A 22821-nucleotide genomic window follows, 5' to 3' on the forward strand; every position below is an offset into this window, starting at 1 on the left:
CGAGTCAAATTGACTGTCTTTGTTATTGCCGGCTTTGGGAAGGCTCGGCTTATCGATGCCGCCAGCGCATCAGTTGGCGATAGAGCCCCAGCCTTGTGCTGACCCTCCAGGCAACACCACGCATCGCATCCGGATCGCGCAAGTGCTGGCGCATATAGTCCGCATCCATGTTGTTCGTCAGACATAGGCGGGAATAGAGAAAAGGTTCAAATCCCCGATGATAACCAAGCTGGATTGTAAAGAGGTGCGTGTAACCGGCCTTCAGAGCCGCGTCCCAAACCCGTCGGGAAAAGCGCCCGTATGGGAAGGCGAAAAGAGTAACCTGTTGCCCGAGGCGATCCTCCAGCATCGACTTCGACACCGTAAGCTCGCGACCGAGTTCGACGTCCGAGACAGTAGTCAAATCGACGTGGGCCATGCCATGGGAGCCGATCGCAACGCCGTTCCTGCCAAGTTCCTCAATCATCTCCCAGCTCATACGTCCCGGCGAGCCCACAAAATCCACCGGGATGAAGGACATGAAACCCGGAATCCGGCCGGTCTTCACGTAACGCGCATAGACATACGTGTAGTCCGAGAGACATCCATCGTCGAAGGTCAGCAGGACCGATCCGGTACGGCTGGCTTTCGGATTGGGGCAATACTCCAGAAAACACTGAGGCGAGACCAGCCTGTCCCCGCAAAGCGCGAGATGCGCATCGAATGTCTCATGCGTCAGGCACCACGCATTCGAAGGCGACGCTTCCACCAGCTCGTGATAGTTCAGAACAATCATAGAGTTTGTATCAGATCTGAGACACGCCGGCTCCAGGCCTGCCAGTTCAGCCGGACTTCGAAAGCGTCGCGGCTCGATTGTCTCAGGCCTGCCAGCCGTTCCGGGCATGCAAAGGTCTCGGAGATGACCGTCGCATAGTCCTCCTTCGTCGCATCCGGCGGCAACAAGATGCCTGTCTCCCCATCGCGGATAGCACCGGGCACGCCACCCGTGGCCGGCGCGATGCTCGGTACGCCGTGCGCCGCAGCCTCGCAAAATACGATACCGTAGCAATCGGCCCGGGTCGGTAGCAGAAAGAAATCCGCGTCGCGATAGAGTTGATCCAGTCGATTGCGCTGTTCGCGATCGTTCTTATTGAGGAAAGGAATGATTGTCAGGCCATCCTGGGTGACAGGTTTGGACGGCGTGCATCCGCAGATCACGAGCTCAGCGTCTACGCCCCTGCCCCTTAGTTCAGCGAGGGTTGCGACCGCGATGTCCGCGCCCTTCTCTTTCCAGTTGGCACCAATGAAGAGGAGCCGGCACGGACCTGGCTTGCGGCGGCCCAGCACAGAGGTACGATCCGGCGCTTCCTCGAGGTTGGCACCCCACGGAATGACATGCACGCGCGCACGGTCGACGCCGTAGTCCCTAACCGCAGATTCCGCGGCCCATTCCGAGGGGTAGAGGACCAGATCCGCGCGCGCGATCGTGTTGCGTTCCAGGCGTTCAGCAATCTCCCGAGCGTTACGCGACAGGTTCCGATAGTTGGGATGGTAGTTCTCGACAAGCCGAAAGGTCGCGTCAGATGCATAGACGAGAGGAACGCCCTCAGGCACATTCCAGGCGAAGTTGGACCCGGCGGGTGCGAAGACGATATCGGGCGACACGGCGCGGATCTTGCGTGCTGCGTCCGCTGCATACTGCGCAACAACAGGCCCCGCATGGAATGGGGAGAGGCCCGGCCTATGAAAGGTGCGGCAAAGTCTGGAATACGTCTTGTAAAGAGGCAGGATCGGTGCATTCAGGGGACCGATATGGACCACCTCATGACCTTCGTTTGCGAGCGATCTCGACATGTGAAACGGGGTGCCGGACCAGAACCTGACCTCGCTTGCGTCGCCGATCGTGGCGAAGGCGATCCGCCGCGCTGCCTGGCTGCCGGAAAGGTGGCGCTGATTCATTTCATTCCCTTACACACGGCGCAACCGGCAGATTGTGCCAAAAGCAATCATGGCACTCTTCGAAAAAGTGCGCTCCACTCTTCCGCGTCTTCCGCGCTGATTCAACGACCAGAATCTCCGGAGCATTAAATATTAACTATCAGACATTTCAATAATTATCTAATTTATTTAATTTGATTGCCGGCGACATAACGATCCGCTCCGCGGGCTCCTCCGCTTGGCACGGCGCCATGACCTCGCAGTCAAACATCTCCGGTTATCAATCACACCCATGTTTCCGCCGCTCGTGCGGCTCTATCACGCAGGACGGCGGTTTCCGCGAGGTTCGCTCGCATCCCAGCAAAGACAGCGATAAGGATCAAACAGATGCCCCAAAAGTGCACCATGAACCCCAGAAAAACGATGGTTGTTATGACAACTCCGAGCGCGACCGACAGCCGTCCTTCTTCCGGAGTAAGGTGACGCGATTTATCGATCGAACCAAGCCAGCATGCGCCCACAATCGTCAAAAGAACCAATATGCTTCCGGGAATTCCATACGCCATTGCATTAGCAAGCCAAAAGGCATCCACACTCTCACTCAAAAGCGCGCCGTTGGATTGCCAATCCCAGTCGCCGTTCGCACCAATTCCGAAGATCGGCGAACCGAGTACGACACGCCCCCCGACCTGCCAGATCGCTTGACGATACCAGGCCGCCTCCGGACTTACTCCGCAAAGGCGTACAAGCGTTACGACAGGGTTGCCAGAGAAAGTGAAAACAGTAACGACTAGGGCAGTCACACACAGTCCGACCAACTTCCATCGAGCCGTGAAGCGAGGGGTTGCAACATAGAACATGGCGAGCGCAAATCCGATCAGATAAGCCAGCAATGGACTCCGCGCCTGCGAAAACAACACACCGATGAGCGCAATACCTGCAACAGCCCAGCCAAATACCTGGGACCTAAACGTAATCAAGGCCACGGTCCCAAACCAAGCGCAAACAGCGCCGAATAATATCGAATGCTCCAGCGGCCCCATGGCGCGAATGACCCCTTCCCTATACAAGGTCTCGGCCTTCGTCGCTAATGCGCCTTCATAGCTGAATTTCACATAACCAGTAATGCCTTTGATGAATTCATAGGTGAACAGTTTATCATTCAAAGGGTCGAGAAGCGCGATACAGACAATCAGAACTGCCAGCATGCAGGAGAAGCGTGCGAGTCGCACGGAACTATCGCCAGGAGTGAGATACCGGAACGTCAGATATCCGCCAGTGAATACAATTGCGTCTATTCCCGCCCCTTTAAGGCCCGTAAGACCACCGGTGATGGTGGCGGCAAACATCATCCAAACGCCCGCAACCGGGGCCAAAATATCTGATGGCACGCAGACTACAGCTCGCGCGCTTGAGAGTCGCGATATCGCCGCGATGGAGGAAACAAAAATCAGAACTCGAGCGACCGAGAGGCGAAAATCACCGACGAAGAAAGACAGGCCCTCGGGCAGAAAAATCGCGACCAGTAATACTTTGAGATATAGCTCAGTACGTGAGTGCGAGCCGCTTGCCGCACGCCTGACTGAACTCAGCTGCCGATCCTGCAGATAGGCAAGTTGAAAACCCGAATCCAATTCTAAGCTTCTGCGGTTCAACGTGAATACCCCCAATGCCGAAGACGTTCCGCAAAAAAGAAACAGCGCTCAAAATTGAGGCGCCGCGTAAAGCGACCGTTCCTTCCGAAGACGCGCATCATTTCGTCGTCTCCAAAGGAATAGCCTGGAAGTTACGACGCAGGCGCCTCGCTACGGTGGGTGAAATCAGCGCGTAAACAAGCGCCTTGTAGTAGTGCGGATCCGCGGGATGCAAACAAGCACATTGCCAACCCGTCCTCAACGCCGAAAGGCGACGGTTTGACCGACGAAAATCCAACACGCTTCTCATAAAATGGGCCGCGATGTTGTTGTCCAGCAAACTGTTACGAGAGCTGTGGCTGCTGTCCTCGCATTCTGGCTCGAACCGTACACCTCGCCGCTCGCACGCTCGCTTGAATGCCGCAGCCTCGAACTGCCTGCGCCACGTTGGCGCACGCCGGGTGAGTGAATTGGGAAGGATGCGATACGCGTAAAGGCACTCGCCCAACACGGTCATCGGATATATTTCCCCAATTCTCAATATATAGTCGTAGGTCTCAGCAACCTTCAACGAGGGCTCGAACCGCATGTCCCCGACCAATGACATTCGAAACATTCCTGTCGGATCAAGGGCAGGCATTCGAAAGGCTCGAATCTCAGACTGGCAGTCGTCCTCGCTTTGCGGCGCAAACACGGGCGCCATGAATTTCCCGTTAATGATAAGCTCGTTACCGCAGAATACGGCAGCCAAATGCGGCTTGTTGAGCAGCGCACGAACCTGTCTTTCAATTCGCGTTGGATGACTGATGTCATCCGCGTCTTGAATTGCGTAAAACTCGCCGCGGATCTGATCGAGCGCCCGATTGACGGCCACAGGCTTGGTCGAATTTGCCTGGTGGATCACACGGACACGCTCGTCCACTAGCAAGTCTTGAACTGAGTCGAAGCAGCCGTCCGTGCTGCCGTCGTCGATAACGAGGATCTCCAGATTTTTATACGTCTGATCGATTATGCTCAGCAGCGACGGCCGTAGATATTCCCCTGCGTTGTAAACGGACATCACGACCGTGACGAGGGGACCTTCAGCTACCCCTTCGACTTTGGGCGGATGTGCTCGGAATGTCATGAAAAAGCTCCTGGGCGGTCGAGTCCAGCGTTCAGCCTTCAAAAGGCCAGCAAATTAATAGCCATTATTTAATTTGGACAATGCCTATTTTATCCAATATAATATTATAATGCAACAAACCTCAGCCAGAGCGTTAATCGGCATCCCGGTGAACATCATGGTGCGGGTCGCTGCCCAGCGAGATCGACAGATGGGGCGAGCGAGCACCTTCAGATGAATAGGCGGCAAAGTGACAGAGCCTGCGCTCCGATCAACGGGGCTGGGCAGAGCGACCAGGCCGAAGGCGGCGACATCGCCGAAATCGTCAATTTCGCCGCGACCGTTATTGCGACGACCACTACATCCGTTACGGCTTCTCCGATGCTGGCTGAGCCGGATTCGAACCCCTGGAGCGGCTAGGTACTCGAGATGATTTGTAAAGCTTGCTTGTCAGACGGCGAACATCGCCGCCACGTATTTACCGAGATGATGTTTGGTACAGGAGAGCGGTTTGAATACCAGGAATGTATCGATTGTGGGACGATCCAGCGCCTGGCGGATGTCGCAGACGAAGGTCGCTTTTACCCCGATGGGTATTATTCATTCGCCAAGCCTTCGCGAAATTCGCGGGTCATCGCAATCAGGGACGCGCATGCACTCGGCATCAAAAGCATATTGGGAGCGGTGGCATCCTTTGTGAGGTACGACCCTATCGTGGGGGTCATCGGAGATTTTAAGATCGATCCTAGCTCTCGGGTGCTGGACGTTGGCTGCGGTTCCGGGAAACTTCTTCATAGAATGTCTGCGGCAGGGTTCACGAACCTTACTGGAGTAGACCCTTACATTTCCAAGCCGACATCAGGTGCCGTGACGATTCATAAGTCGGATCTTCAGAGCCTGTCCGGCGAGTTCGATTTCATCATGTTCAATCACTCGTTAGAACACGTCCCTGATCCGGGCCAAAGTCTTGGCAATGCAAGAAGGCTACTTGCACCCGGGGGCCGCATTCTGGTTCGCATCCCAACTTCGTCCTCGCAAGCATGGATGGAGTACGGCCCGAATTGGGTGCAACTGGATGCACCGCGCCACATTGTGATTCCCTCCCGCATAGGAATGAACGCATTGGCGGAGCGCTGCGGCCTCTCTGTCAGACAATCGATTGATGATTCTACTGCGTTTCAGTTCTGGGGAAGCGAAATGTACCGGAAGTCTAAGCCGCTCACATCGTCCGGGCCAAACGATGTGTTTAGCCGTCATCAGTTGAGAGGGTTTGCCAAACGAGCGGCAAAGCTAAATATCGAACAACAGGGAGATCAGGCAGCTTTCCTGTTGACCGCTGCTTAGACTGAATGGCCCGAATCGCAAACTCCTGCCCCTCCGACGAATGATTAGAGAGGAAACTGCTCGATTATTTGAAGCTACTCTGATCAGCCTGACGATCAACCATAGCGTCCGAGCGAGCTGATTTGTCTTGTCTCGCCTTCTGGAAGCCCTTGATGTGGGACCAACCGATACGCAGCGTAGCTTCCATTCTGTCCATGGAGTTGCGCGGGAACCGCGTGCGGCTTCGAAACGAGTCGTACAACGCGGCATTCGCGTTTGGAACGCCAGGTCTCCAAGGTTTGTTCCAGGTCGTGAAATGAACTATGCTGGGCTTGTGTTCGCCAGCCAGTTCAGAGACGTCGAGCTTCTCGTTGTAAGCGAGATAGTTCCATCGGGAATCGAGCTTTTTCCAAAAGCCGTCGCACGCAACATTCAGCGCGTCTTGATCCGAGTAGGGAGATCCAGGACAGCGCTTGAGATAGTCTAACGCTGTTTCGACGATCTGCGCCTTTCGCCATTGGTGCAGGTCTATCAGAAGTACACCGGCGTTAAAGTAGTCCCGCACGCGAGGTACCGGTAGGCGAACGGTTTGATTTTTGATCTGAGAATCGAGACGGTCCAAAACCGCGCCAAGAACATTTCCCTCCAGATCTGTTGCCCAGAGCGCCTGCAAGTCATCAAGAGCAAGAAGGTCGCAGTCTAGATACAATACCTTGGAGACCGTATCCGGGAAAATACGCGGAATGAGGAATCGAGCGTAGGTGATTTTGGAAATGTAACTAATCGTCGAGAACTCCTGGAACATTCCCAAGTCCACCTCGATCCATCGGATCGACGCAGAACCATGCGGAAGGGAGTCCAGTATCCTCCTTCGAATACGCTCGGAAAGCCCATCGGCAAGCACATGAAACTCGAGCGGCTCGCCGCTTCTATCCGTTTCCACAATCGACCGCAGGGTCGTGGCAAGCGGCATGGCATACCGCTTGTCACAAGCGAGCACGATTGGACCTCGTGTCTGTTTTGACTCCATCTAATGACCTACATGGTTCCCGGAAGAGAAACGGCCGCTATCGACCTCGGGTTGATGCTGACTCTTCGGCGATTGCAATGCCCACCCCAATAGCTTGCCCGGCGTCCTCCTGATGACGGACAAAGCCCATTGACGGCCGCCCTCGCCCGGAACCTTCAGCAATCGCCATAGCGGCGGCAAGTAACGCAGCCGGCGATCCATAGCCATCGCTTCGCGCATGAGGCCGAGGCCGTCATTGAAGCGTCCCCGTCGCAGCCGCCCGATTCCCCGATGGAATATTCGCTCGGCCAATGCACGACGAGCTGAACCTTTCAAGTCACGTGAGGTGCCGAGACGATCCCCGTATTCATCGAAGAAGCTCTCAAACGCGAGTTGACATTGTCGATAGTCGGATATGATTTCGGCAAAGTACGCGTTAGACATTGCAGTTGAGTGCCTTCGATAGATTGCCTGCACCGCATGGATGCGCGCCACCGAGCCGCTCGCCGCGAAACGAAGCCACATCTCCATATCACCGCTGTGCGGCAACGATGCTCGATAGCCGCCGATCGCTTTTTGCGTACTCGTTCGCGCAATAGCGGTAGGCGTCCAAACAAAGTTCGTCGCGGTCGCACACATCTCTTCCAAGAGCTCTTGGCGAGCCCACGTGTAGTTCTGCTTCGGTTCGATATTCGGGATCGGAGAATCATCATTCCAATTGACGCATTCGCCATGCGTGAGAACAATGTCCGGATTTTTGTCCATGACTTCGACAGCGCGTTCGAGTGCGCCGGCAACCAGCAAATCATCCGCAGACAGCAGAAGGAAGTAATCGGCCGAGGCCCAGGCAATTCCCTCATTGTATGTGCCGATATGCCCCTTGTTCTGCTCATGCGCGACCACGGTCACTCGGGAATCGTCTCGCGCCAATTTTCTCGCCACCGAGAGCGAATTATCGGACGAAGCGTCGTCGATGATCAGCACGCGAAGATCTGCGACGGACTGCCTGAGAACGCTCCCCACGCAGGCTTCGAGGAACCGCCCATAATTGTAACAGGGTACAACGATATCAACTTTGGCCATGCGCCTGATTCCCTGAGCCCAACCGAAATGATCCGCGTCATCGGCGCAAGTGCCGGCTCGCGACATCGACACGATCTATTTAGACTTGAAGTTCCTTCTTCAAGGTCTCTGCAATCAGCACCTGATTCTCGTCAGTCATCTGAGCGTACAGTGGCAGCAGGATCGAGTGATCCTGCGCAAGCTCCGATTGGCGAAGGTCGTGAGGCTGCTTGTCATTCGAGTAGGGCTTCTCGCGATGCGCACACATGATGCCGCGCCGAGTTGCAATTCCCTTATCGAGAAATCGCTGCATCAGCACCTTCTGATCCACGCGATCCGGCAGTCTGATGCAGTAGCTCTGCCAGTTCGAACGAGCCCATTGCGGTTCGAAAGGCAAGATCAATCCCTCGATGTTACCGAGCAGTTCCGTGTAGCGCAAGGCAAGCGAGCGACGGCGCGCGACAAGCTCGGAGAGCCGCTCAAGTTGCTTGCGGCCGACCGAGGCTTGGATATCGGTCATGCGGTAATTGAAGCCCACCATCAGATAGTCTTCGAAAATCACTTGCGCCGAGCCATGGCGCACTGTGTCCGGCACGCTCATGCCGTGCTGGCGCAGCAGTCTGAACTTTCGATCCAGCTCCGCGTCCGCGGTGGTGAGCATTCCACCCTCGCCGGTCGTGATGACCTTGCGGGGGTGGAACGAAAAGCACGCGATCAGGCCGTGCGGCTTGCCGATCCGCTCCCAGTGGCCATTCACGCGGACCTCGCTGCCGGCGGCACAGGCCGCGTCCTCGATCAGGATCACGCCATGACGATCGGCGATCGTAGCGAGCGCCGCGAGATCACAGGGCATGCCCATCTGATGAACGGCGATGATCGCACGCGTGCGCGATGTGATCGCTTCGGCTACCCGATCTGGGTCTATGTTGTACGTGTCCGGGTCGATATCCACGAACACCGGAGTTGCGCCACAATATTTGATGCAGTTGGCTGTTGCGATGAAGGAATGACTTGCGGTAATCACCTCGTCGCCTGGCCCGATGTTTGCCGCTGTCAAGGCCACGTGCAATGCCGTCGTGCAGTTCGAGACCGCGCACGCATGAGGCGCACCAACCAGAGCAGCGAATTCCCGCTCGAACGCAGCAACCTGTGGCCCCTGCGAAACCCAGCCGGATAACACGGCCTCGCGAGCCGCGTCGGCCTCCTCCTTGTCAAGAAGCGGAATGGCAATCGGGATCATTGCGCCCTCACTTGAGTGAATCTGCGGTTAGCGCTGCACGAGAAGTCTCATCGCGTTGCCAGAGATGGGCTCCACTTCGGGAAGCCATGCTCGCCCTGCGCCGGGCAACAATGTTGACACAACAGTAGACCAGTAATCCGGGCCACAAGTGAGGCTCTTTGAACAGTGCAACGAGCGTCCGATGATTGGCTTCCGCTTTGTTGACGCGCAGTTCGGGAAAGCGCTGGACGAGCTCGAATATTCCCCTGTACGCACGCGTTCTGACCGCGATCAGTTGCAGCACAGTGCGTGGGGGGAATACCGTGGAGCTGACGTAGGGTAGTGTCTCCCGCTCTCCTGGTCTGTACTGAAGGCAAACATAGGTGTCATCAGCAATGACATCCGGAAACTGGCCGAATCGCCTGCGCCCCGCCTCGGATAAGGCGTAGACGCCAGACCCACCGATTCCCTGGCGCGAAGATGGCAGCCGTGACCGAATTCCGTAGTATTTGCGGACCAACCAGGAACAGCCCGTCACATTGATCTCGGCGGTAGGTGCCGCCGCCAAAACGTCGCCTTGCTCGAGGCGTTTCGCCAGAGCTCGAACGGCGTCAAGCGACAGAACAATATCGGCGTCAGCATAAATCCTAGGAAACCCATTTGAGATTTGATCACCCAGATTCAGCGCGTGGGTTTTGCTTGCGATATCCGACTCGACAACATGGACGGCCGGACTGAAGCGCCGGGCGACGTTCGCAGTGTCGTCAGTACACCCGTTACAAACGACAACCACGCCGATTTCGTCTGAAGCCGGGTCGGTAACCCACTGGCTCAGCGTCCGCGCAATCACGGAATTCTCGTTGTGGGCCGGAACGACGATCGAAATCATGGCTAGCCGGGTCGGAATGGATCAAACTCACCCGCGAGCAGCGGCAGTGCGATCGGCATCACGAAGCCACCGCTTCTTTCTGGCGCGATGGCTCGAGCGATCCGCGTTCGACTCGCCACCATTTCACAAGATCGGCAAGTCCCTGCTCAAGCGGCACACTCGAGCGGAAGCCGAGCAGGCGCTCCGCCTTTCCCGTCGAAGCCAGGCGGCGCGGCACCGGATTGACCGATCGCTCCGGAGCGAATTCCGGCGACAAGCCACGATGGCCCATCACCGAAGCCAGGGTCGTAGCAAGCTGCAACAGGCTGGTCTCGGTCCCGCTGGCGACGTTGAAAACCTGATCGGTGAGCTTTGCCCTCGCTCCCATAATGTTGGCGCGAGCAACATCGCGAACATGGATGAAATCCATGGTCTGCTGACCGTCGCCAAAGATAATCGGGGGCAGGCCCGCTTCCAGCCGCTCCATCCAGCGGATCAGCACCTCGGTATAGCGGCCATGGATGTCCATGCGGTCGCCATAGACATTGAAATAGCGGAAGGCGACGTAGTCGAGCCCGTGCATGTCGTTGAAAGTGCGCAGCAGCCCTTCGTTGAAGGCCTTGGCCGCCCCATAAAGGGTACGGTTGTCGTAAGGATTCTGCCGCTCCGTCGTGGGAAACTCCTCCGCCATGCCGTACACCGATGCGGAGGACGCGGCGATGACCTTCTGGACATTGTGCTTGACGCACAGTTCGAGCAGATCGAACGTCGCGTCGACCATGACTTCCATGGCCAAGCGCGGCTCGGCGGCGCAATGGGTGATGCGGAGTGCGGCCTGATGAAAGACTATGTCGGCCGCCTGCACCAGCGCTGCCATGAGCTTGCCGTCGCGTATGTCTCCGTGGACGAGGCGCACAGGACCGCGCGAGACGGCGCGCTGAAGATTTTCGGGCCGTCCTCTCACCATGTTATCAAGCGCGACGATCTCGAGGCACCCTTCGTCGCACAGCAGGTCAATGATGTGCGAGCCGATAAAGCCGGCCCCCCCCGTAACCAGAATCCGCCTACCCTTCAGATCAGCCAAGACGCTCTCCTGTTGTTGGACCTCGGCAAGCAGACGTGCATGACATGCTGCTTTGACCGGGATGCCTTAGGCAGCCTCGACAAGTACCGCCTTCTGCAGCCGAGACACGACTTCTGCCGCCTGGTCCGGCCGCAGTTCCGGATAGATCGGTAACGAGAGGAATTCGTTCGCCAGCAGTTCGGTGACAGGATAGTCGCCCGCGCGACAGCCAAGATTCGCGTAGGCCTTCTGCAGGTGAACCGGAACGGGATAGTGAATGCCCACACCAATTCCGCCTTCCTGCAGCGCCTTCAGCGCCTCGTCACGCTGGGGAAGCCTTACCGCGTAGACGTGGTAGACATGCCGGCTGTAGGTCGGCGCTCGGGGCCCTTCAAACGGAAGCTTCTCGAGCAGGGAATCATACTGCCCAGCAACTGCTCGCCGCCCCTCGGTCCAGGATTCGAGATGGTCCATTTTGACGGACAGCACGGCGCCCTGAATGCCGTCCATGCGGAAATTGTAGCCAGCGACAACGTGATTGTATTTGGACTCCTGGCCCCAATCACGGAGCAGCGAAATTCGTCGTGCGAAGTCCGGGCGGTTGGTAACCACCGCTCCGCCTTCCCCGTATGCTCCGAGATTCTTGCCGGGATAGAAGCTGAAGCAGCCGAGATCGCCGATGGATCCGGCGCGCCGCCCCTTGTATTCCGCACCATGGGCTTGCGCCGCATCCTCGATGACGACGAGCCCGTGGCGGCGAGCGATCTCCATGATCGGATCCATGTCCGCCATTAGTCCGTGCAAGTGCACAGGCAGTATCGCCTTCGTTCGCGGCGTGATCGCGGCTTCTATCAAAGCCGGGTTCATTGTCCAGGAGACCGGGTCGACGTCGACGAAGACCGGCTTGGCGCCGCTGTACAGGATCGCTGCGGTCGTGGCGACGAACGTCATCGAGACGGTGATCACCTCATCGCCCGGCCCGATCTCGGCCGCGAGCAGCGCAAGATGCAACGCCGACGTTCCGCTATTGACCGCGCGACAGTGATCAACGTTGCAATAAGCCGCAAAGCGATCCTCAAAGGCGGCGACGTCCGGCCCCAGAACAAATTGAGTGCTGTCGATGACCCGCGCAACCGCGGCATCAATCTGTGGCTTGATCTGGCGATACTGAGCCTTCAGATCCAGAAAAGGTATCAAGTGGCTATCCTCTCCGGGCCTCTCAGACCCATTAAATATATTAAATGACTATTCCAGATAAAATTAAATCATATAAATCACGCAATGAAAATAGCCAGGCTAAGAAATTTGGGCCGAATCTAATCCTTGATTAACGGCCTGCGATTTCTGCCGCGACGTGGCGAGGCTCACGAATCTGCGCGGGTACGCCGGCAACAATCGCCTGCGGTGGAACATCCCTTGTCACCACCGAGCCGGCGCCCACGATGGCCCCAGCGCCGATCGTGACACCGCAAAGAATGGTGGCGTTGGATCCAATGGATGCCCCGCGGCCGATGTGGGTTCGTTCCACCTTCCAGTCCGCAGGTCCCTGCAGCTTGCCGTCCGCAGTGGTTGCCCTCGGGTATTTGTCGTTGGTGAACATCACGCCATGCCCGATGAAAACTTCGTCCTCGATGGTCACGCCTTCACAGATGAAGCTGTGTGAAGATACCTTGCAGCGCGCCCCGATTTTCGCGCCGATCTGGATTTCGACGAAAGTTCCGATCCTTGTGTCGTCCCCGATCGAGCAGCCGTAGAGATTAACGAGGTCCGGATGGAATATTCGGACGTCGCGACCGAGTTGAACGTCCTTCGCGATGGGCATCTGCTATCTCCAAGCTCTCAACAACCTTGCGACAGTCTCATAGACGCCGCAGCCTGAGCCACGGCGCAATCACAACCGCCCCACCTGCCGCTCGATAAAGATGATGCAGCAGAGGATGTCCGGTGAGCATCAGCCCGAGCCCCCAACAGAGGGCGGCGACACCGCACGCAGCGATCAGGCCAACGAAGGATGGTACGATCCTCGCTTCGATGAGCGCTGCGCAGACCATCACACCTGAAGCGGACATAGCCGTCACAACGGCGCTCTTCAGCAAAGCACGAGAAAGGTGTTTTGGCTCGAGGGCAAGCCGTCGACCGATGAAATACAAAGCCACAGCAGCCTGGAACGGCAAGGTCAATAATGCTGAAGCTGCCACGGCCTCGGCCCCAAAGACAGCCGCGCATAGAATGACGAGAAGCGAGGGCGGTAGGGAGATCAAGGACGACGTGAGCGCGTCGCGCACGCTGCCGGTAGCCACCAATGTCGGATAGCTCAAACAGGCGGCGAACAGCGCCAAATTCGCGACGCAGAGAAAGCGAACCAGAGGCACGATTTCCAGCCAGTTCTGGCCGAGCAGGATCAGAATGATCGGATGCGCCATGATCGCGATGAAGAGCAGAAAGGGCCACTGTACAACCGAAAGCAGCTCAATCGCCTCAAGGTAGGCACTCCTCAGACCCGCCGCATCTCTGCTCCTCGAGACAAGGGCGGGCATGATGATGGGGTTCAAGACCTGCACGACGAGCCTGTCGAAAACCTGGGTTATGCCCGTGGCACGGCTGTACAAGCCGACAGAGGTAAAGTCGAGAATCTTCGCCAGAAACAGCTGAGGCGACAGGTTATACAACACGTTTATGATGCTTATGCCGCTCGAATACAGGCCGAAACCGACGACGTCACGAAAATCCGCAACCGATGGCCGAAACACGCCGAAATCGCGATGCTTCCTCAGCAACATGATGGTCAAGACCACGCTGCCCGCTACGCCGCCCCAGACCGGCGCCATAAAACCGAAGCTCAACATTGCAAGTGCGATGGATACCGTGGCTCCCACGACGGCGGATGCAAGGTTGCATGTGGCGAGCTTCCCAAACTCCATGTCGCGGCGAAACAGGCCGATAATCGTTCCAGAGAATGGTGCAAGCAGGAAACTTAACGCCGAAACCGCGATCCCTTTCCGCAAACTTTCCTGCTCGAATAGCTGTGACAGAACGCCTGAAAGTGCGAGCAGCGCCAGCCCGGTGAATGCCGAAATTCCAAACGTGACCGTAAAAGCGGTCTGCACGCTGGCGCGCGACAACTCGCGCTTCTGAATCAGGTAGTTGGCACCTCCGAACTCCTGGAAGGACGCGACAACGACTGCCGTCACAGCATTGACGACCGCATAAATCCCGAACTCCGCGGGCGTCAGCAGACGTGCCAGCACGGCAGTCGTGACCAGGAACACAACAAGATTGCCGTACCGTTCGATCGCGGAAAAGAGGATCGAACGTTGCACGGAGCGTCGCGAACCCGGCGCGGTGCCTGACGGACCAGGCTGATCAAGGCCCTTCATCTATCAGGCCGTCGCTCTGACCGGCGTTACAGAGGTTCGCCTCCCAGGCAGCAGAACGGGACGACCCTGGTCGGCAATCGAGCGTGATGCCGCCTCGAGAATTTCGATCACGCGCAGGCCCGACATGCCGCCGGAGATCGGCGGCGATCCCGTACGCACGCAATCGATAAAGTGCTCGACCTCGGTCTGCAGCGCCTCCTTCGCGGAGATGTGAGGCGCCCACATGTCGCCGGCGCGATAGCCAATCCGGAATTGATGGGCGTCTTCGGACGGCTCGTCGAGGGTGATGCCCTTGTCATAGACCTTGATCTTTTCGGTAGGCTCAAGATCGTCATAGACGATCATCTTCTTGCTCCCGCCTACGAAGGTCTGACGGACCTTGATGGGGGAGAGCCAATTGACGCTGACATGAGCCACGCACTTGCTATCGAAGAACAGCGTGATATGCGCCATGTTCTCCGGCGTGCCGGCCACATGGCAAGATCCCGTCGCCGAGACAGCCACGGGGTCCTCGTTCAAGATATACTGAATGATCGAGATATCATGGACCGCAAGGTCCCATATGACGTTCACATCGCTTTGGAACAGGCCAAGGCTCGAGCGCGTGCTGTCGTAATAATAGATCTCGCCGAGTTCTTCCTTAAGCACCAGTTCGCGGATTTTCTGAACCGCCGGCGTATAGAGGAAGGTGTGGTCGACCATCAGCGTTAGCCTTCGCCGATCGGCCTCGTCGATAAGTCGACGTACAAGATCCGCGCTTGGCGCTAGCGGCTTCTCCACCAGCACGTGCTTGCCCGCCTTCAGAGCTGCAAGCGCCAACTCGTAATGCGTTCGCACCGGTGTGGCGATCGCGATCGCATCGATGCTCGGATCCTTGAGCAAGTCCTCGTAGCGGTCAGTGGTGGCTACGCCCGGGTAGAGGCGCGTGCTCGCCGCAAGCTTCCCCGGGTCGAGATCGGCGATCGCAACGAGGCGAGCGGACGGGTTGCTGACGAAGTTGCGTACGAGATTCGGCCCCCAATAGCCGTATCCAACGACGCCCATACCAACGCGGATATCTTGCATGAAAATGTCCTCAATTTCTTGGATATGAGTTCAGTGACCGTGCTCCCGCAGCCAGCACCGCTGTAAACCTCTCGGCGCGTAGTCCACCAGGCTCGACGTCCGTGACCGCTCGTTCGCGGTCATAGGCATCACCAGCAGGCGACTGGCATTGGATTCCAACTTCATGAAATGACCGATATGCAATTTGTGTCTGCAGCTAGTATTCGCGGATACTTTCGTCCAACCCGCGAAGTAGTGGATAGAGGAAATAGGACATCACGGTGCGCCGCCCGACTTTCATCTCGGCGGTCACCGCCATGCCGGGGATGAATTGAGCGCGCTCCGCCGGCAGCCGAAGGTGCGTATCGGACAAGTCGACCAATACGCGGTAATAGGGAGCGGTCGGACGGTGCGCACCTTCGGCTTTCGGATCCGGCGGGAACGAGTCCTGGCTGATGACGGCGACCTCGCCTTTGGCTGTCCCGTATTTCTGGAACGGAAAGGCATCAAACTTGATGCGGACAGGCTGGCCGACCGAAACCTGACCGACGTCCTTGCCCTCGACATTGACCTCGGCCCGCAGCGGCACATCGCGGGGAACAAGTACGAACATCGGCTCGGCCTCACGCGCGACCGAACCGACAGTTCGGTTGGCAATATCGAGCACGATTGCATCGGCCGGCGCCTTCAGCACAATCAACTGCCGGCGAAGCTCAGCCTTCTTGAGATCCTCCGCCGCGCTATCCCGCTTCGCCAGCGTCTCCACGAGGTCCTGATAAGCCGTCTTGCGAAAATCCTCGGCGTAGACCTTCTGGTCCGCCTCGGCTTTGTCGAGGCGATGCGTATAATCGGCGATATTGCCCCGGACGCGGGCCAGATTGCTTTCTACGTCGAGGCGAGCATCGCGCGACAGCAGCAAGTTCAGCTTCGAGCCGACCTCCTTGTCCATCAGCGTCGCGCGCATGACCTCGATCGACTTCATCGTTTCGAGCCGCTGAAGCAGCACGGTCTCTTCGTTTTGCGCGGTCCTCAGATTGGCGCGCGCGGACGCGATCTGCGCCTGGTAGTTCTCCACCTGCGCATCGTAGGCCGCCTTGCGCTGCAGGAACATCTTGCGCTGCAGGACCTGGTCGGCGTTGGCGGATTCGCCGATGACATACTCCTCACCATTCAACTCAGCCTTGAGACGGTCAATCGCGGCATTGAATACACCGACCTTGCTGCTCAACTGGTCGAGATCCGCCTGCGAGAATGTCGGATCGAGCGTCGCCAGCAGGTCGCCGCGATTGACCCGGTCGCCGGGTTTGACATGTATCTCGCGGATGACGGAGGTCTCGAGCGGCTGGACGACGATATTAGGGCGCGTGGTGACCAGCTTGCCCTGCGCCGTCACGATCATGTCGACCTGCGACCCCGCGGCCCAGCCGATCGCGGTGAGTATCAGAGCCAGGACGCAATAGAGCGTCACGCGGGCGATCCGCGGCGGCGAACGGTGCTCGACTTCGATCGCGTCGGATTGGAATTCCGTCACTATCTGCGGCCGGCGCCTGGTGGGCCGGAATAGCCCGCGCCGCCGCCGTTCGGTCGTCCGCACCGGCGCGTTTGCATCGGTGCCGGATTTCTCAGGCTTGGTCATGCGATCTGCTTCGTCTGCTGGTTCCAGAGATGTCGGTAAATCATGCACTTCGACAGCAACCGGTCGTGATGATCGACGTCGACGATCCGGCCGCGGTCGATCACGAGGATCTGGTTCGCGTCTGCGAGCATCGACAGCCGGTGCGAGACGATGATGACGGTACGCCCCTCTGCGATACGGCGCAGGTTGCGCCGGATGATCATCTCGCTTTCGGAATCGAGCGCGCTTGTTGCCTCGTCCAGGATCAGGATGCGCGGATTGACGATCAGCGCCCTCGCGATCGCGAGGCGCTGCTTCTGTCCGCCCGACAGGTTCGAGGCATCCTCCTCCAGCATGGTGTCGAAGCCGCGCGGCAGCCGTTCGATGAATTCATCGGCTCCTGCGAGCTGCGCCGCGCGGACGACCTCTGCAAAGGTCGCGTCGCGCTTCACGCAGGCGATGTTGTCGCGAACCGTACCCCGAAACAGGAAATTATCCTGCAGGACCAATCCGAGATTTTGGCGCAGATGAGCGAGATCGAGCTCCCTCGAATCGTATCCGTCAACGCGCAGCAGGCCCTGCTGCACCGGATACATCCCGGAAATGAGCCGCGTTAGCGTGGTCTTGCCGGAGCCGCTTCGGCCGACGATCCCGAATATCGATCCCGGGGCGATGGAGAACGAGACATCGTCCAGCGCCGGCGCGCCTTCCGAGCCATAGCGGAACGAGACATTCTCGAACTCGATCTTGCCGGCGAAGTCGGGTCGCAGCCCCTCGCGGTTGCCATCGCGTTCTGGCTTCTGGTTCATCACCTCGCCCAGCATCTTCACCGCCAGCGCGACTTCCTGATATTCATGAACCATGGTCACCAACTGGACCAGCGGTCCCGACACGCGCCCCGCCAGCATATTGAAGGCGACCAGCGCGCCGATGGTCATCTCGCCGCTGAAGACGTCGAGCGCCCCAAACGAGATGATGCCGAGCGTCATCATCTTCTCAAGAAATCCGGTGGTTGACTGGGCGGCAGCAGAAATCTTCTCGACGCCGAACCGCATCGTCACCGACTGTGCGCAGCGATCGTCCCAGACCCTGCTCTGCAGCGGCTCCATTGCCAGCGACTTCACCGTGCGCATGCCGTGTACAGTCTCGACCAACAGAGCCTGCCGCGCGCCTTCCGCCTGGTACAGATTATAGAGACGGCGCCGGAACGGTCCCATCAGCAGCGCGACGACCAGACCGCTCGCGGCGGTGAAGGCCAGCACCATGCATGTCAATTTGATGCTGTAGAACGCCAGCACCGGGATGAAGACGAATAGCGACAGCGCATCGAGCGTGGTCAGGAACAACCGACCGGTCAGGAACTCGCGAATTCGCGCCGCCTGCTGCATGTGCTTTACCAGCACGCCGGCGGAAATGTGCTCAAAGAACGTCACGGGCAGGCCAAGGAGGTGACCAAAGGTCTTGGTTGCTACCCGGATATCGACCTTGTTGGTCGCATAGAGCAAAAGATAGCGCCGCAGAAAGCCGAATATCGCGTCGAACGCCAGCGCGGCAGTCGCACCGGCTGCCAGCACATAGAGCGTGGTGAAGCTCTCGTGCACAAGGACCTTGTCGATGACGAGCTGGAAGAAGATCGGTGTCGCGAGCCCCAGTGCATAGAGCATGATGGCGGCGATCGCGACGTCGACAAACAGGCGCCACTGACGGGCCAGTTCGGGGATGAACCAGCGCAGCCCGAACGCCGGCCGATGGTCCGACGCGAGCCGTTCGCGCTTGATCAGGATGGCGTCGCCGCTCCATCGGGCGCAGAACGTATCCCTGTCGACGATGAGAGGCTCGTCCCGGCGCTCGGCGAGCGGATCGAACACGCTAACCGCTTCCGCACCATCGGCTCCCTGCCCTGCCGCGAGAACGACGATCCAGTTGCCGTTCGAAAGTCGGAGCAGAGCCGGATAAGCCTCTCCCAACCGAAACAGCGCACCCCAGTCAAGCTGCGTGCGCGTTGCGCGCATGCCCGCTTCCTTCGCCATGCGCAACAGTCGCGTTGCCGAGACAGGGACCCCGTCGATGGCGTAGCTGTGCTTGAGTCGCTCTACCGGCAGATCGACGCCATGATAGGCGGCGATCTTTGCGAGACATTCCAATTCTGTCCGCAAGGCCGGGCGCACGGGTTCGTCGGCGTTCACGGGCGACGCTTCCGCGCCCGTGAGGTCGGCTTCAACGGAAATTGCTTGAGGCATTGGGGGACCGTGGGCTGTTGGGCGGTTCGCGATCCGTCGAAGTGGTCGGGGCCTGGCCGGCCTGTCCTTTCGGCGGGTTGCGCCGCACCGCGCCAGCGTCGACCAATCCCTGCAGCGCGTTCTGCATCACCTCGACTGAGTTCGCGAACGACTCAACGGAAAAGATCAGCCTTTGCCGGAACACCTTCTTCGGCGCATTGTTGGCGTCGCGTTCGGTCGGCGAAAGGCTGACCAGATCGACACGGACGATCGACCCGCCAATCGTGATCTCTTCCACCCCGTCAGTATAGAGCTCGTCGTGCATCAAAGCCTCCAGTGCTGCCAACTTCAGCCCCACGTCGACCTGCAGCTAAGGGATCGACGCTGACGTCAGTCACGGACCTGGAGCCGCCGATCGAGAACCGGGCTGTTGTTGCTTCGATATCCGTCCGGCACCCGCGGAAATGGCGGGAAGCCGAAAAGCTGGGCATCGGAGTCTTCAAACAAGCCGCATGGTTCCCGTCTCAGCATCTCCGACACCCGGAATGACCAATCGGATATTCCTGCAAATAAATAAAGAACGCAGCAAATTAAATGTCAATCGATTATGTCGCGATCACGCGACATATATATTATCTCGGACGCCACCCATCGCTGAATCTGGATTCGGGAATCGCTACGCAGTTTCCACTCAACCCACTCACGGACAAGCCCGTTTCCCGGCTGAATGAAGATTTGACTAGGGAGCAGGTATCAATTCGCTTATGGCTGCCACGGACGAACCTCCCGTTCTCTGCGATTTTGCGGACTGCTCGCGGAGATTATTCAAACGTCCCGCACATTAATACCCGCGAACGGCCGCATTCAGCATCCGCGAATTAACCATCCTACATTTAATTTGAACAAACCACATTTTCCGGTATATTTATTAAGTGCAGGGCAGCACGGCGCCCGGCATTCGGCGGGCCATGCCAATTTACGCGGGCGGCGGCACCGCGGGATTCACCAGGTGGCGGAGGCGAACACCGAATGCTCCAGAGCAATATGCGGCAACCCGATAGGCTTCGCGCACCCGCCTACAACGATGTGGCCGAGAGCGGCGGAATCGGCGAACTCATCAATACCGCCCTTGCATTCCTGCGACGTCAGTACGTCGTGATCATTCTTGCAACCGTACTCGGCATGGCCGCGTGCCTGATCTATCTGCGGATCACGCCGCCGACCTATACCGCCCTGGTCCAGGTCATGCTCGAGAATAATGCCAAGGCGCAGTTCATCAGGCAACAATCGATCTTGGCTGAGCCGGCCTTCGATCGCAGCCTGTTCGAAACTCAGGTAGAGGTCCTCAAATCGCGAGGGATGGCAGTCCAGATCATCACTCAGTTCAACCTCGCCGGCGACCCTGATTTCAAACCGTCGCCGCGGTCATTGCCCGCTGTGTTTCAGCGAGTTCGTGCTGTATTTGGATTGTCTCCGCCGCAGGATCTGCAACCGCCTCCGCCGAACGAGCCGCAGGATGGCCTGATCAGCGCGTTTCAGAGCCGCGTCTCAGTAAGCCGGATCAGCTTCAGCGATCTGATCGAGATCGGCTACAGTTCGAGCGACCCAGTACGAGCGGCCGAGATCGCCAACGCGATCGCGAGCGTCTATCTCGCCGACCAGGAGAAAGCGAGGCAGGAGACAAATCGGCGCGCAAGGGAATGGATGCAGCAGAGGCTACAGGAGCTCGGAGAGCAGGCCCTCGCTGCTGAACGCGCGGTCAGTGCCTACAAGTCCAAGAACAACGTCATTTCCTCCGGGGGAAGGCCGATCGACGAGCAGCAGGTCTCGGACCTCAACAGCCGATTGGTCGCCGCGCGCGCGCAAACGTCCGAGGCGCTGGCTAAGCTGAACCGCTACGAGGCGATTCTGGAAGCCAACCCGGCGAACGCGCCATCAATCGGCAATTTGGATGCAGCGGGCGCGGATGCGCTTAACAGCCCCATCATCACCAGCCTTCGCCAGCAATATCTAGAGCTCGAGCGGCGCGTCGCGGAGTGGGCGCCGCGTTTTGGCCGCGATCACGCCGCGGTCGTAAACTTACGAAATCGGATGCGCGAGCTTCGCGGGTCGATCCTCGACGAGGTCAAGCGGTATGCGGAGACGAGTCGGAGCGAATTAGAGGTCGCCAAGCAGCGGCAGCAGGAGATTGAGAAGCGAATGGCCGAGGCTGTGGAGCAGTCGCGCACGACAAACCTGGCCGAGATCACGATACGCGAATTGGAAAGCAAGGCGAAAAGCTTGCGCAGCCTGCACGATACCTTCCTGCAGCGCTATGTGGGCTCTGCGCAGCAAGAAGGTTTTCCTATCGCGGAAGCGCGGGTGATGTATCCGGCGGTGCCGCCGCAGAGCAAGAGCAAACCGAAGGGATCAGTCATCATGATGATGGGTCTGTTCGGCGGACTTGCGCTGGGCTTGGGTCTCGGCCTGTTCAGGGAAATGATGGATCGCGTCTTCCGTACGTCCTCGCAGATCGAAACGACGCTGGGATTACCGTGCCTGTCGCTGGTGCCGGCGTTGCGGGCCGAAAAGCGGTCGTCGACAGCAAAGGCAGCGTCATGGAACTCCGATCATGACATGCGGCAGCGAAAAATTTCCACCGGTTCGACATTTCACAGGACCGTCATCGGCAAGCCATTATCTCGGTACGCCGAGTCGATCCGTGCCATCAAACTCGCCATAGACCTCAACCCCGGCAAAGCCTCCAATCAGGTAATCGGCATCACCTCGGCTTTGCCCAACGAGGGTAAGACGACGATCGCAGCCTCGCTCGCCCAGCTCATCGCCCATAGCGGCAAGAGCGTCATCGTCGTCGATTGCGACCTCCGAAACCCGTCGCTGTCCGCCAGTCTCGCCGCGAACGCCACCACAGGCATCGTAGACGTCATTACCCAGGGAAAGCAGATCGAGGAGACGATCTGGCGCGATCCGAAAACCAATCTGGCATTCCTGCCCGCTATCAGCCGGACACCGGTGCTTCACACCAGCGAGATGCTGGCAGCGGATTCGATGCGCAAGCTGTTCGATCAGCTAAGATCGACGTATGACTACGTCATCGTCGATCTTCCGCCCCTGACCCCCCTGGTCGATGTACGTTCGACGACAAGCTTCATCGACTGCTTCGTCCTGGTGGTGGAATGGGGACAGACGAAGGTCGACGTCGTCAAGCATGCACTGCACACCGCCCCCAATATCCACGAGTGCCTCATCGGAGCGGTTCTCAACAAGACCGACATCAAGGCCATGTCTCGCTACGACACGCACCGCAGCGACTACTATCGCGACGATCATTATATCCGTTATGGGCTGACCGTCTCCAACTGAAGC

At 58.3% G+C, this 22821-nt stretch carries 19 protein-coding genes; 2 read left to right on the plus strand and 17 right to left on the minus strand.

The window, feature by feature from the left end:
- Positions 1 to 49 precede the first annotated feature (49 nt).
- From AC5ZGW_RS09915 to AC5ZGW_RS09930, 4 genes are all read right to left on the minus strand, one after another.
- Positions 50 to 775, minus strand: a complete 726-nt coding sequence (locus AC5ZGW_RS09915) for a polysaccharide deacetylase family protein (protein ID WP_028166721.1) — start codon at positions 773 to 775, stop codon at positions 50 to 52.
- The gene (locus AC5ZGW_RS09920; RefSeq protein ID WP_130225318.1) at positions 772 to 1938 is read right to left on the minus strand and encodes a glycosyltransferase family 4 protein; all 1167 of its coding nucleotides are present in this window, start codon (positions 1936 to 1938) and stop codon (positions 772 to 774) included. Before AC5ZGW_RS09920 ends, AC5ZGW_RS09915 begins: the two co-directional genes overlap by 4 nt.
- 263 nt (positions 1939 to 2201) lie before the next feature.
- Positions 2202 to 3551 (minus strand): O-antigen ligase family protein, encoded by a 1350-nt coding sequence (locus tag AC5ZGW_RS09925; RefSeq protein WP_130225319.1) that lies wholly within the window; start codon positions 3549 to 3551, stop codon positions 2202 to 2204.
- Positions 3552 to 3669: 118 nt separating this feature from the next.
- Positions 3670 to 4677: a glycosyltransferase family 2 protein gene (locus AC5ZGW_RS09930; RefSeq protein WP_130225320.1), complete on the minus strand. Its 1008-nt coding sequence runs from the start codon at positions 4675 to 4677 to the stop codon at positions 3670 to 3672.
- A gap of 408 nt (positions 4678 to 5085) precedes the next feature.
- Between AC5ZGW_RS09930 and AC5ZGW_RS09935 the strand changes: the two genes are divergently transcribed.
- Positions 5086 to 6000 carry a class I SAM-dependent methyltransferase gene (locus AC5ZGW_RS09935; RefSeq protein ID WP_130225321.1) on the plus strand — a complete coding sequence of 305 codons (915 nt, stop codon included), beginning with the start codon at positions 5086 to 5088 and terminating at the stop codon, positions 5998 to 6000.
- A gap of 64 nt (positions 6001 to 6064) precedes the next feature.
- Here the strand turns inward: AC5ZGW_RS09935 and AC5ZGW_RS09940 are convergent, their stop codons facing one another.
- The 13 genes from AC5ZGW_RS09940 to AC5ZGW_RS10000 all read right to left on the minus strand — a co-directional run bounded on the left by AC5ZGW_RS09940 (position 6065) and on the right by AC5ZGW_RS10000 (position 20739).
- The gene (locus AC5ZGW_RS09940; RefSeq protein WP_130225322.1) at positions 6065 to 7009 is read right to left on the minus strand and encodes a glycosyltransferase family 8 protein; all 945 of its coding nucleotides are present in this window, start codon (positions 7007 to 7009) and stop codon (positions 6065 to 6067) included.
- Complete coding sequence (locus AC5ZGW_RS09945; protein WP_165435169.1) at positions 7010 to 8071, minus strand: glycosyltransferase family 2 protein; 1062 nt, start codon at positions 8069 to 8071, stop codon at positions 7010 to 7012.
- A gap of 79 nt (positions 8072 to 8150) precedes the next feature.
- On the minus strand, positions 8151 to 9290 hold the full coding sequence (locus AC5ZGW_RS09950; protein WP_028166725.1) for a DegT/DnrJ/EryC1/StrS family aminotransferase: 1140 nt from the start codon (positions 9288 to 9290) through the stop codon (positions 8151 to 8153).
- A 7-nt stretch (positions 9291 to 9297) separates the two neighbouring features.
- Entirely contained in the window at positions 9298 to 10158 is an 861-nt protein-coding gene (locus tag AC5ZGW_RS09955) for a glycosyltransferase (protein WP_130225324.1), read from the minus strand.
- 58 nt (positions 10159 to 10216) lie between these two features.
- Positions 10217 to 11212, minus strand: coding sequence for an NAD-dependent epimerase/dehydratase family protein (locus tag AC5ZGW_RS09960; RefSeq protein ID WP_165435171.1), 996 nt, complete (start codon positions 11210 to 11212; stop codon positions 10217 to 10219).
- Between the two features lie 75 nt (positions 11213 to 11287).
- Positions 11288 to 12397 (minus strand): DegT/DnrJ/EryC1/StrS family aminotransferase, encoded by a 1110-nt coding sequence (locus AC5ZGW_RS09965; protein ID WP_130225326.1) that lies wholly within the window; start codon positions 12395 to 12397, stop codon positions 11288 to 11290.
- A gap of 130 nt (positions 12398 to 12527) precedes the next feature.
- Entirely contained in the window at positions 12528 to 13022 is a 495-nt protein-coding gene (locus AC5ZGW_RS09970) for an acyltransferase (protein WP_130225327.1), read from the minus strand.
- Between the two features lie 37 nt (positions 13023 to 13059).
- Complete coding sequence (locus AC5ZGW_RS09975; RefSeq protein WP_130225328.1) at positions 13060 to 14577, minus strand: oligosaccharide flippase family protein; 1518 nt, start codon at positions 14575 to 14577, stop codon at positions 13060 to 13062.
- 3 nt (positions 14578 to 14580) lie between these two features.
- Entirely contained in the window at positions 14581 to 15642 is a 1062-nt protein-coding gene (locus AC5ZGW_RS09980; RefSeq protein WP_130225329.1) for a Gfo/Idh/MocA family protein, read from the minus strand.
- 196 nt (positions 15643 to 15838) lie between these two features.
- A complete protein-coding gene (locus tag AC5ZGW_RS09985; RefSeq protein WP_130225341.1) occupies positions 15839 to 17155 on the minus strand; it encodes an HlyD family type I secretion periplasmic adaptor subunit in 1317 nt (438 codons plus the stop codon).
- A gap of 98 nt (positions 17156 to 17253) precedes the next feature.
- Positions 17254 to 19404, minus strand: a complete 2151-nt coding sequence (locus tag AC5ZGW_RS09990; protein ID WP_035691424.1) for a peptidase domain-containing ABC transporter — start codon at positions 19402 to 19404, stop codon at positions 17254 to 17256.
- Positions 19405 to 19453: 49 nt separating this feature from the next.
- On the minus strand, positions 19454 to 19780 hold the full coding sequence (locus AC5ZGW_RS09995; protein ID WP_028166733.1) for a hypothetical protein: 327 nt from the start codon (positions 19778 to 19780) through the stop codon (positions 19454 to 19456).
- Between the two features lie 677 nt (positions 19781 to 20457).
- On the minus strand, positions 20458 to 20739 hold the full coding sequence (locus AC5ZGW_RS10000; RefSeq protein WP_349645065.1) for a hypothetical protein: 282 nt from the start codon (positions 20737 to 20739) through the stop codon (positions 20458 to 20460).
- Between AC5ZGW_RS10000 and AC5ZGW_RS10005 the strand changes: the two genes are divergently transcribed.
- A complete protein-coding gene (locus tag AC5ZGW_RS10005) occupies positions 20638 to 22818 on the plus strand; it encodes a polysaccharide biosynthesis tyrosine autokinase (RefSeq protein WP_349645064.1) in 2181 nt (726 codons plus the stop codon). The two genes, AC5ZGW_RS10000 and AC5ZGW_RS10005, sit on opposite strands and share 102 nt — an antisense overlap.
- Positions 22819 to 22821 lie beyond the last annotated feature (3 nt).

This window comes from Bradyrhizobium sp. Crot121, from assembly GCF_059512385.1.

Excerpts from the sequence above, each read along its gene's own strand:
- AC5ZGW_RS09915 (WP_028166721.1), bottom strand. The coding sequence starts at position 775 with ATGATTGTTCTGAACTATCACGAGCTGGTGGAAGCGTCGCCTTCGAAT.
- AC5ZGW_RS09920 (WP_130225318.1), bottom strand. The coding sequence starts at position 1,938 with ATGAATCAGCGCCACCTTTCCGGCAGCCAGGCAGCGCGGCGGATCGCC.
- AC5ZGW_RS09930 (WP_130225320.1), bottom strand. The coding sequence starts at position 4,677 with ATGACATTCCGAGCACATCCGCCCAAAGTCGAAGGGGTAGCTGAAGGT.
- AC5ZGW_RS09935 (WP_130225321.1), top strand. The coding sequence starts at position 5,086 with ATGATTTGTAAAGCTTGCTTGTCAGACGGCGAACATCGCCGCCACGTA.
- AC5ZGW_RS09940 (WP_130225322.1), bottom strand. The coding sequence starts at position 7,009 with ATGGAGTCAAAACAGACACGAGGTCCAATCGTGCTCGCTTGTGACAAG.
- AC5ZGW_RS09945 (WP_165435169.1), bottom strand. The coding sequence starts at position 8,071 with ATGGCCAAAGTTGATATCGTTGTACCCTGTTACAATTATGGGCGGTTC.
- AC5ZGW_RS09950 (WP_028166725.1), bottom strand. The coding sequence starts at position 9,290 with ATGATCCCGATTGCCATTCCGCTTCTTGACAAGGAGGAGGCCGACGCG.
- AC5ZGW_RS09955 (WP_130225324.1), bottom strand. The coding sequence starts at position 10,158 with ATGATTTCGATCGTCGTTCCGGCCCACAACGAGAATTCCGTGATTGCG.
- AC5ZGW_RS09970 (WP_130225327.1), bottom strand. The coding sequence starts at position 13,022 with ATGCCCATCGCGAAGGACGTTCAACTCGGTCGCGACGTCCGAATATTC.
- AC5ZGW_RS09975 (WP_130225328.1), bottom strand. The coding sequence starts at position 14,577 with ATGAAGGGCCTTGATCAGCCTGGTCCGTCAGGCACCGCGCCGGGTTCG.
- AC5ZGW_RS09980 (WP_130225329.1), bottom strand. The coding sequence starts at position 15,642 with ATGCAAGATATCCGCGTTGGTATGGGCGTCGTTGGATACGGCTATTGG.
- AC5ZGW_RS09995 (WP_028166733.1), bottom strand. The coding sequence starts at position 19,780 with ATGCACGACGAGCTCTATACTGACGGGGTGGAAGAGATCACGATTGGC.
- AC5ZGW_RS10005 (WP_349645064.1), top strand. The coding sequence starts at position 20,638 with ATGGCCGCGTGCCTGATCTATCTGCGGATCACGCCGCCGACCTATACC.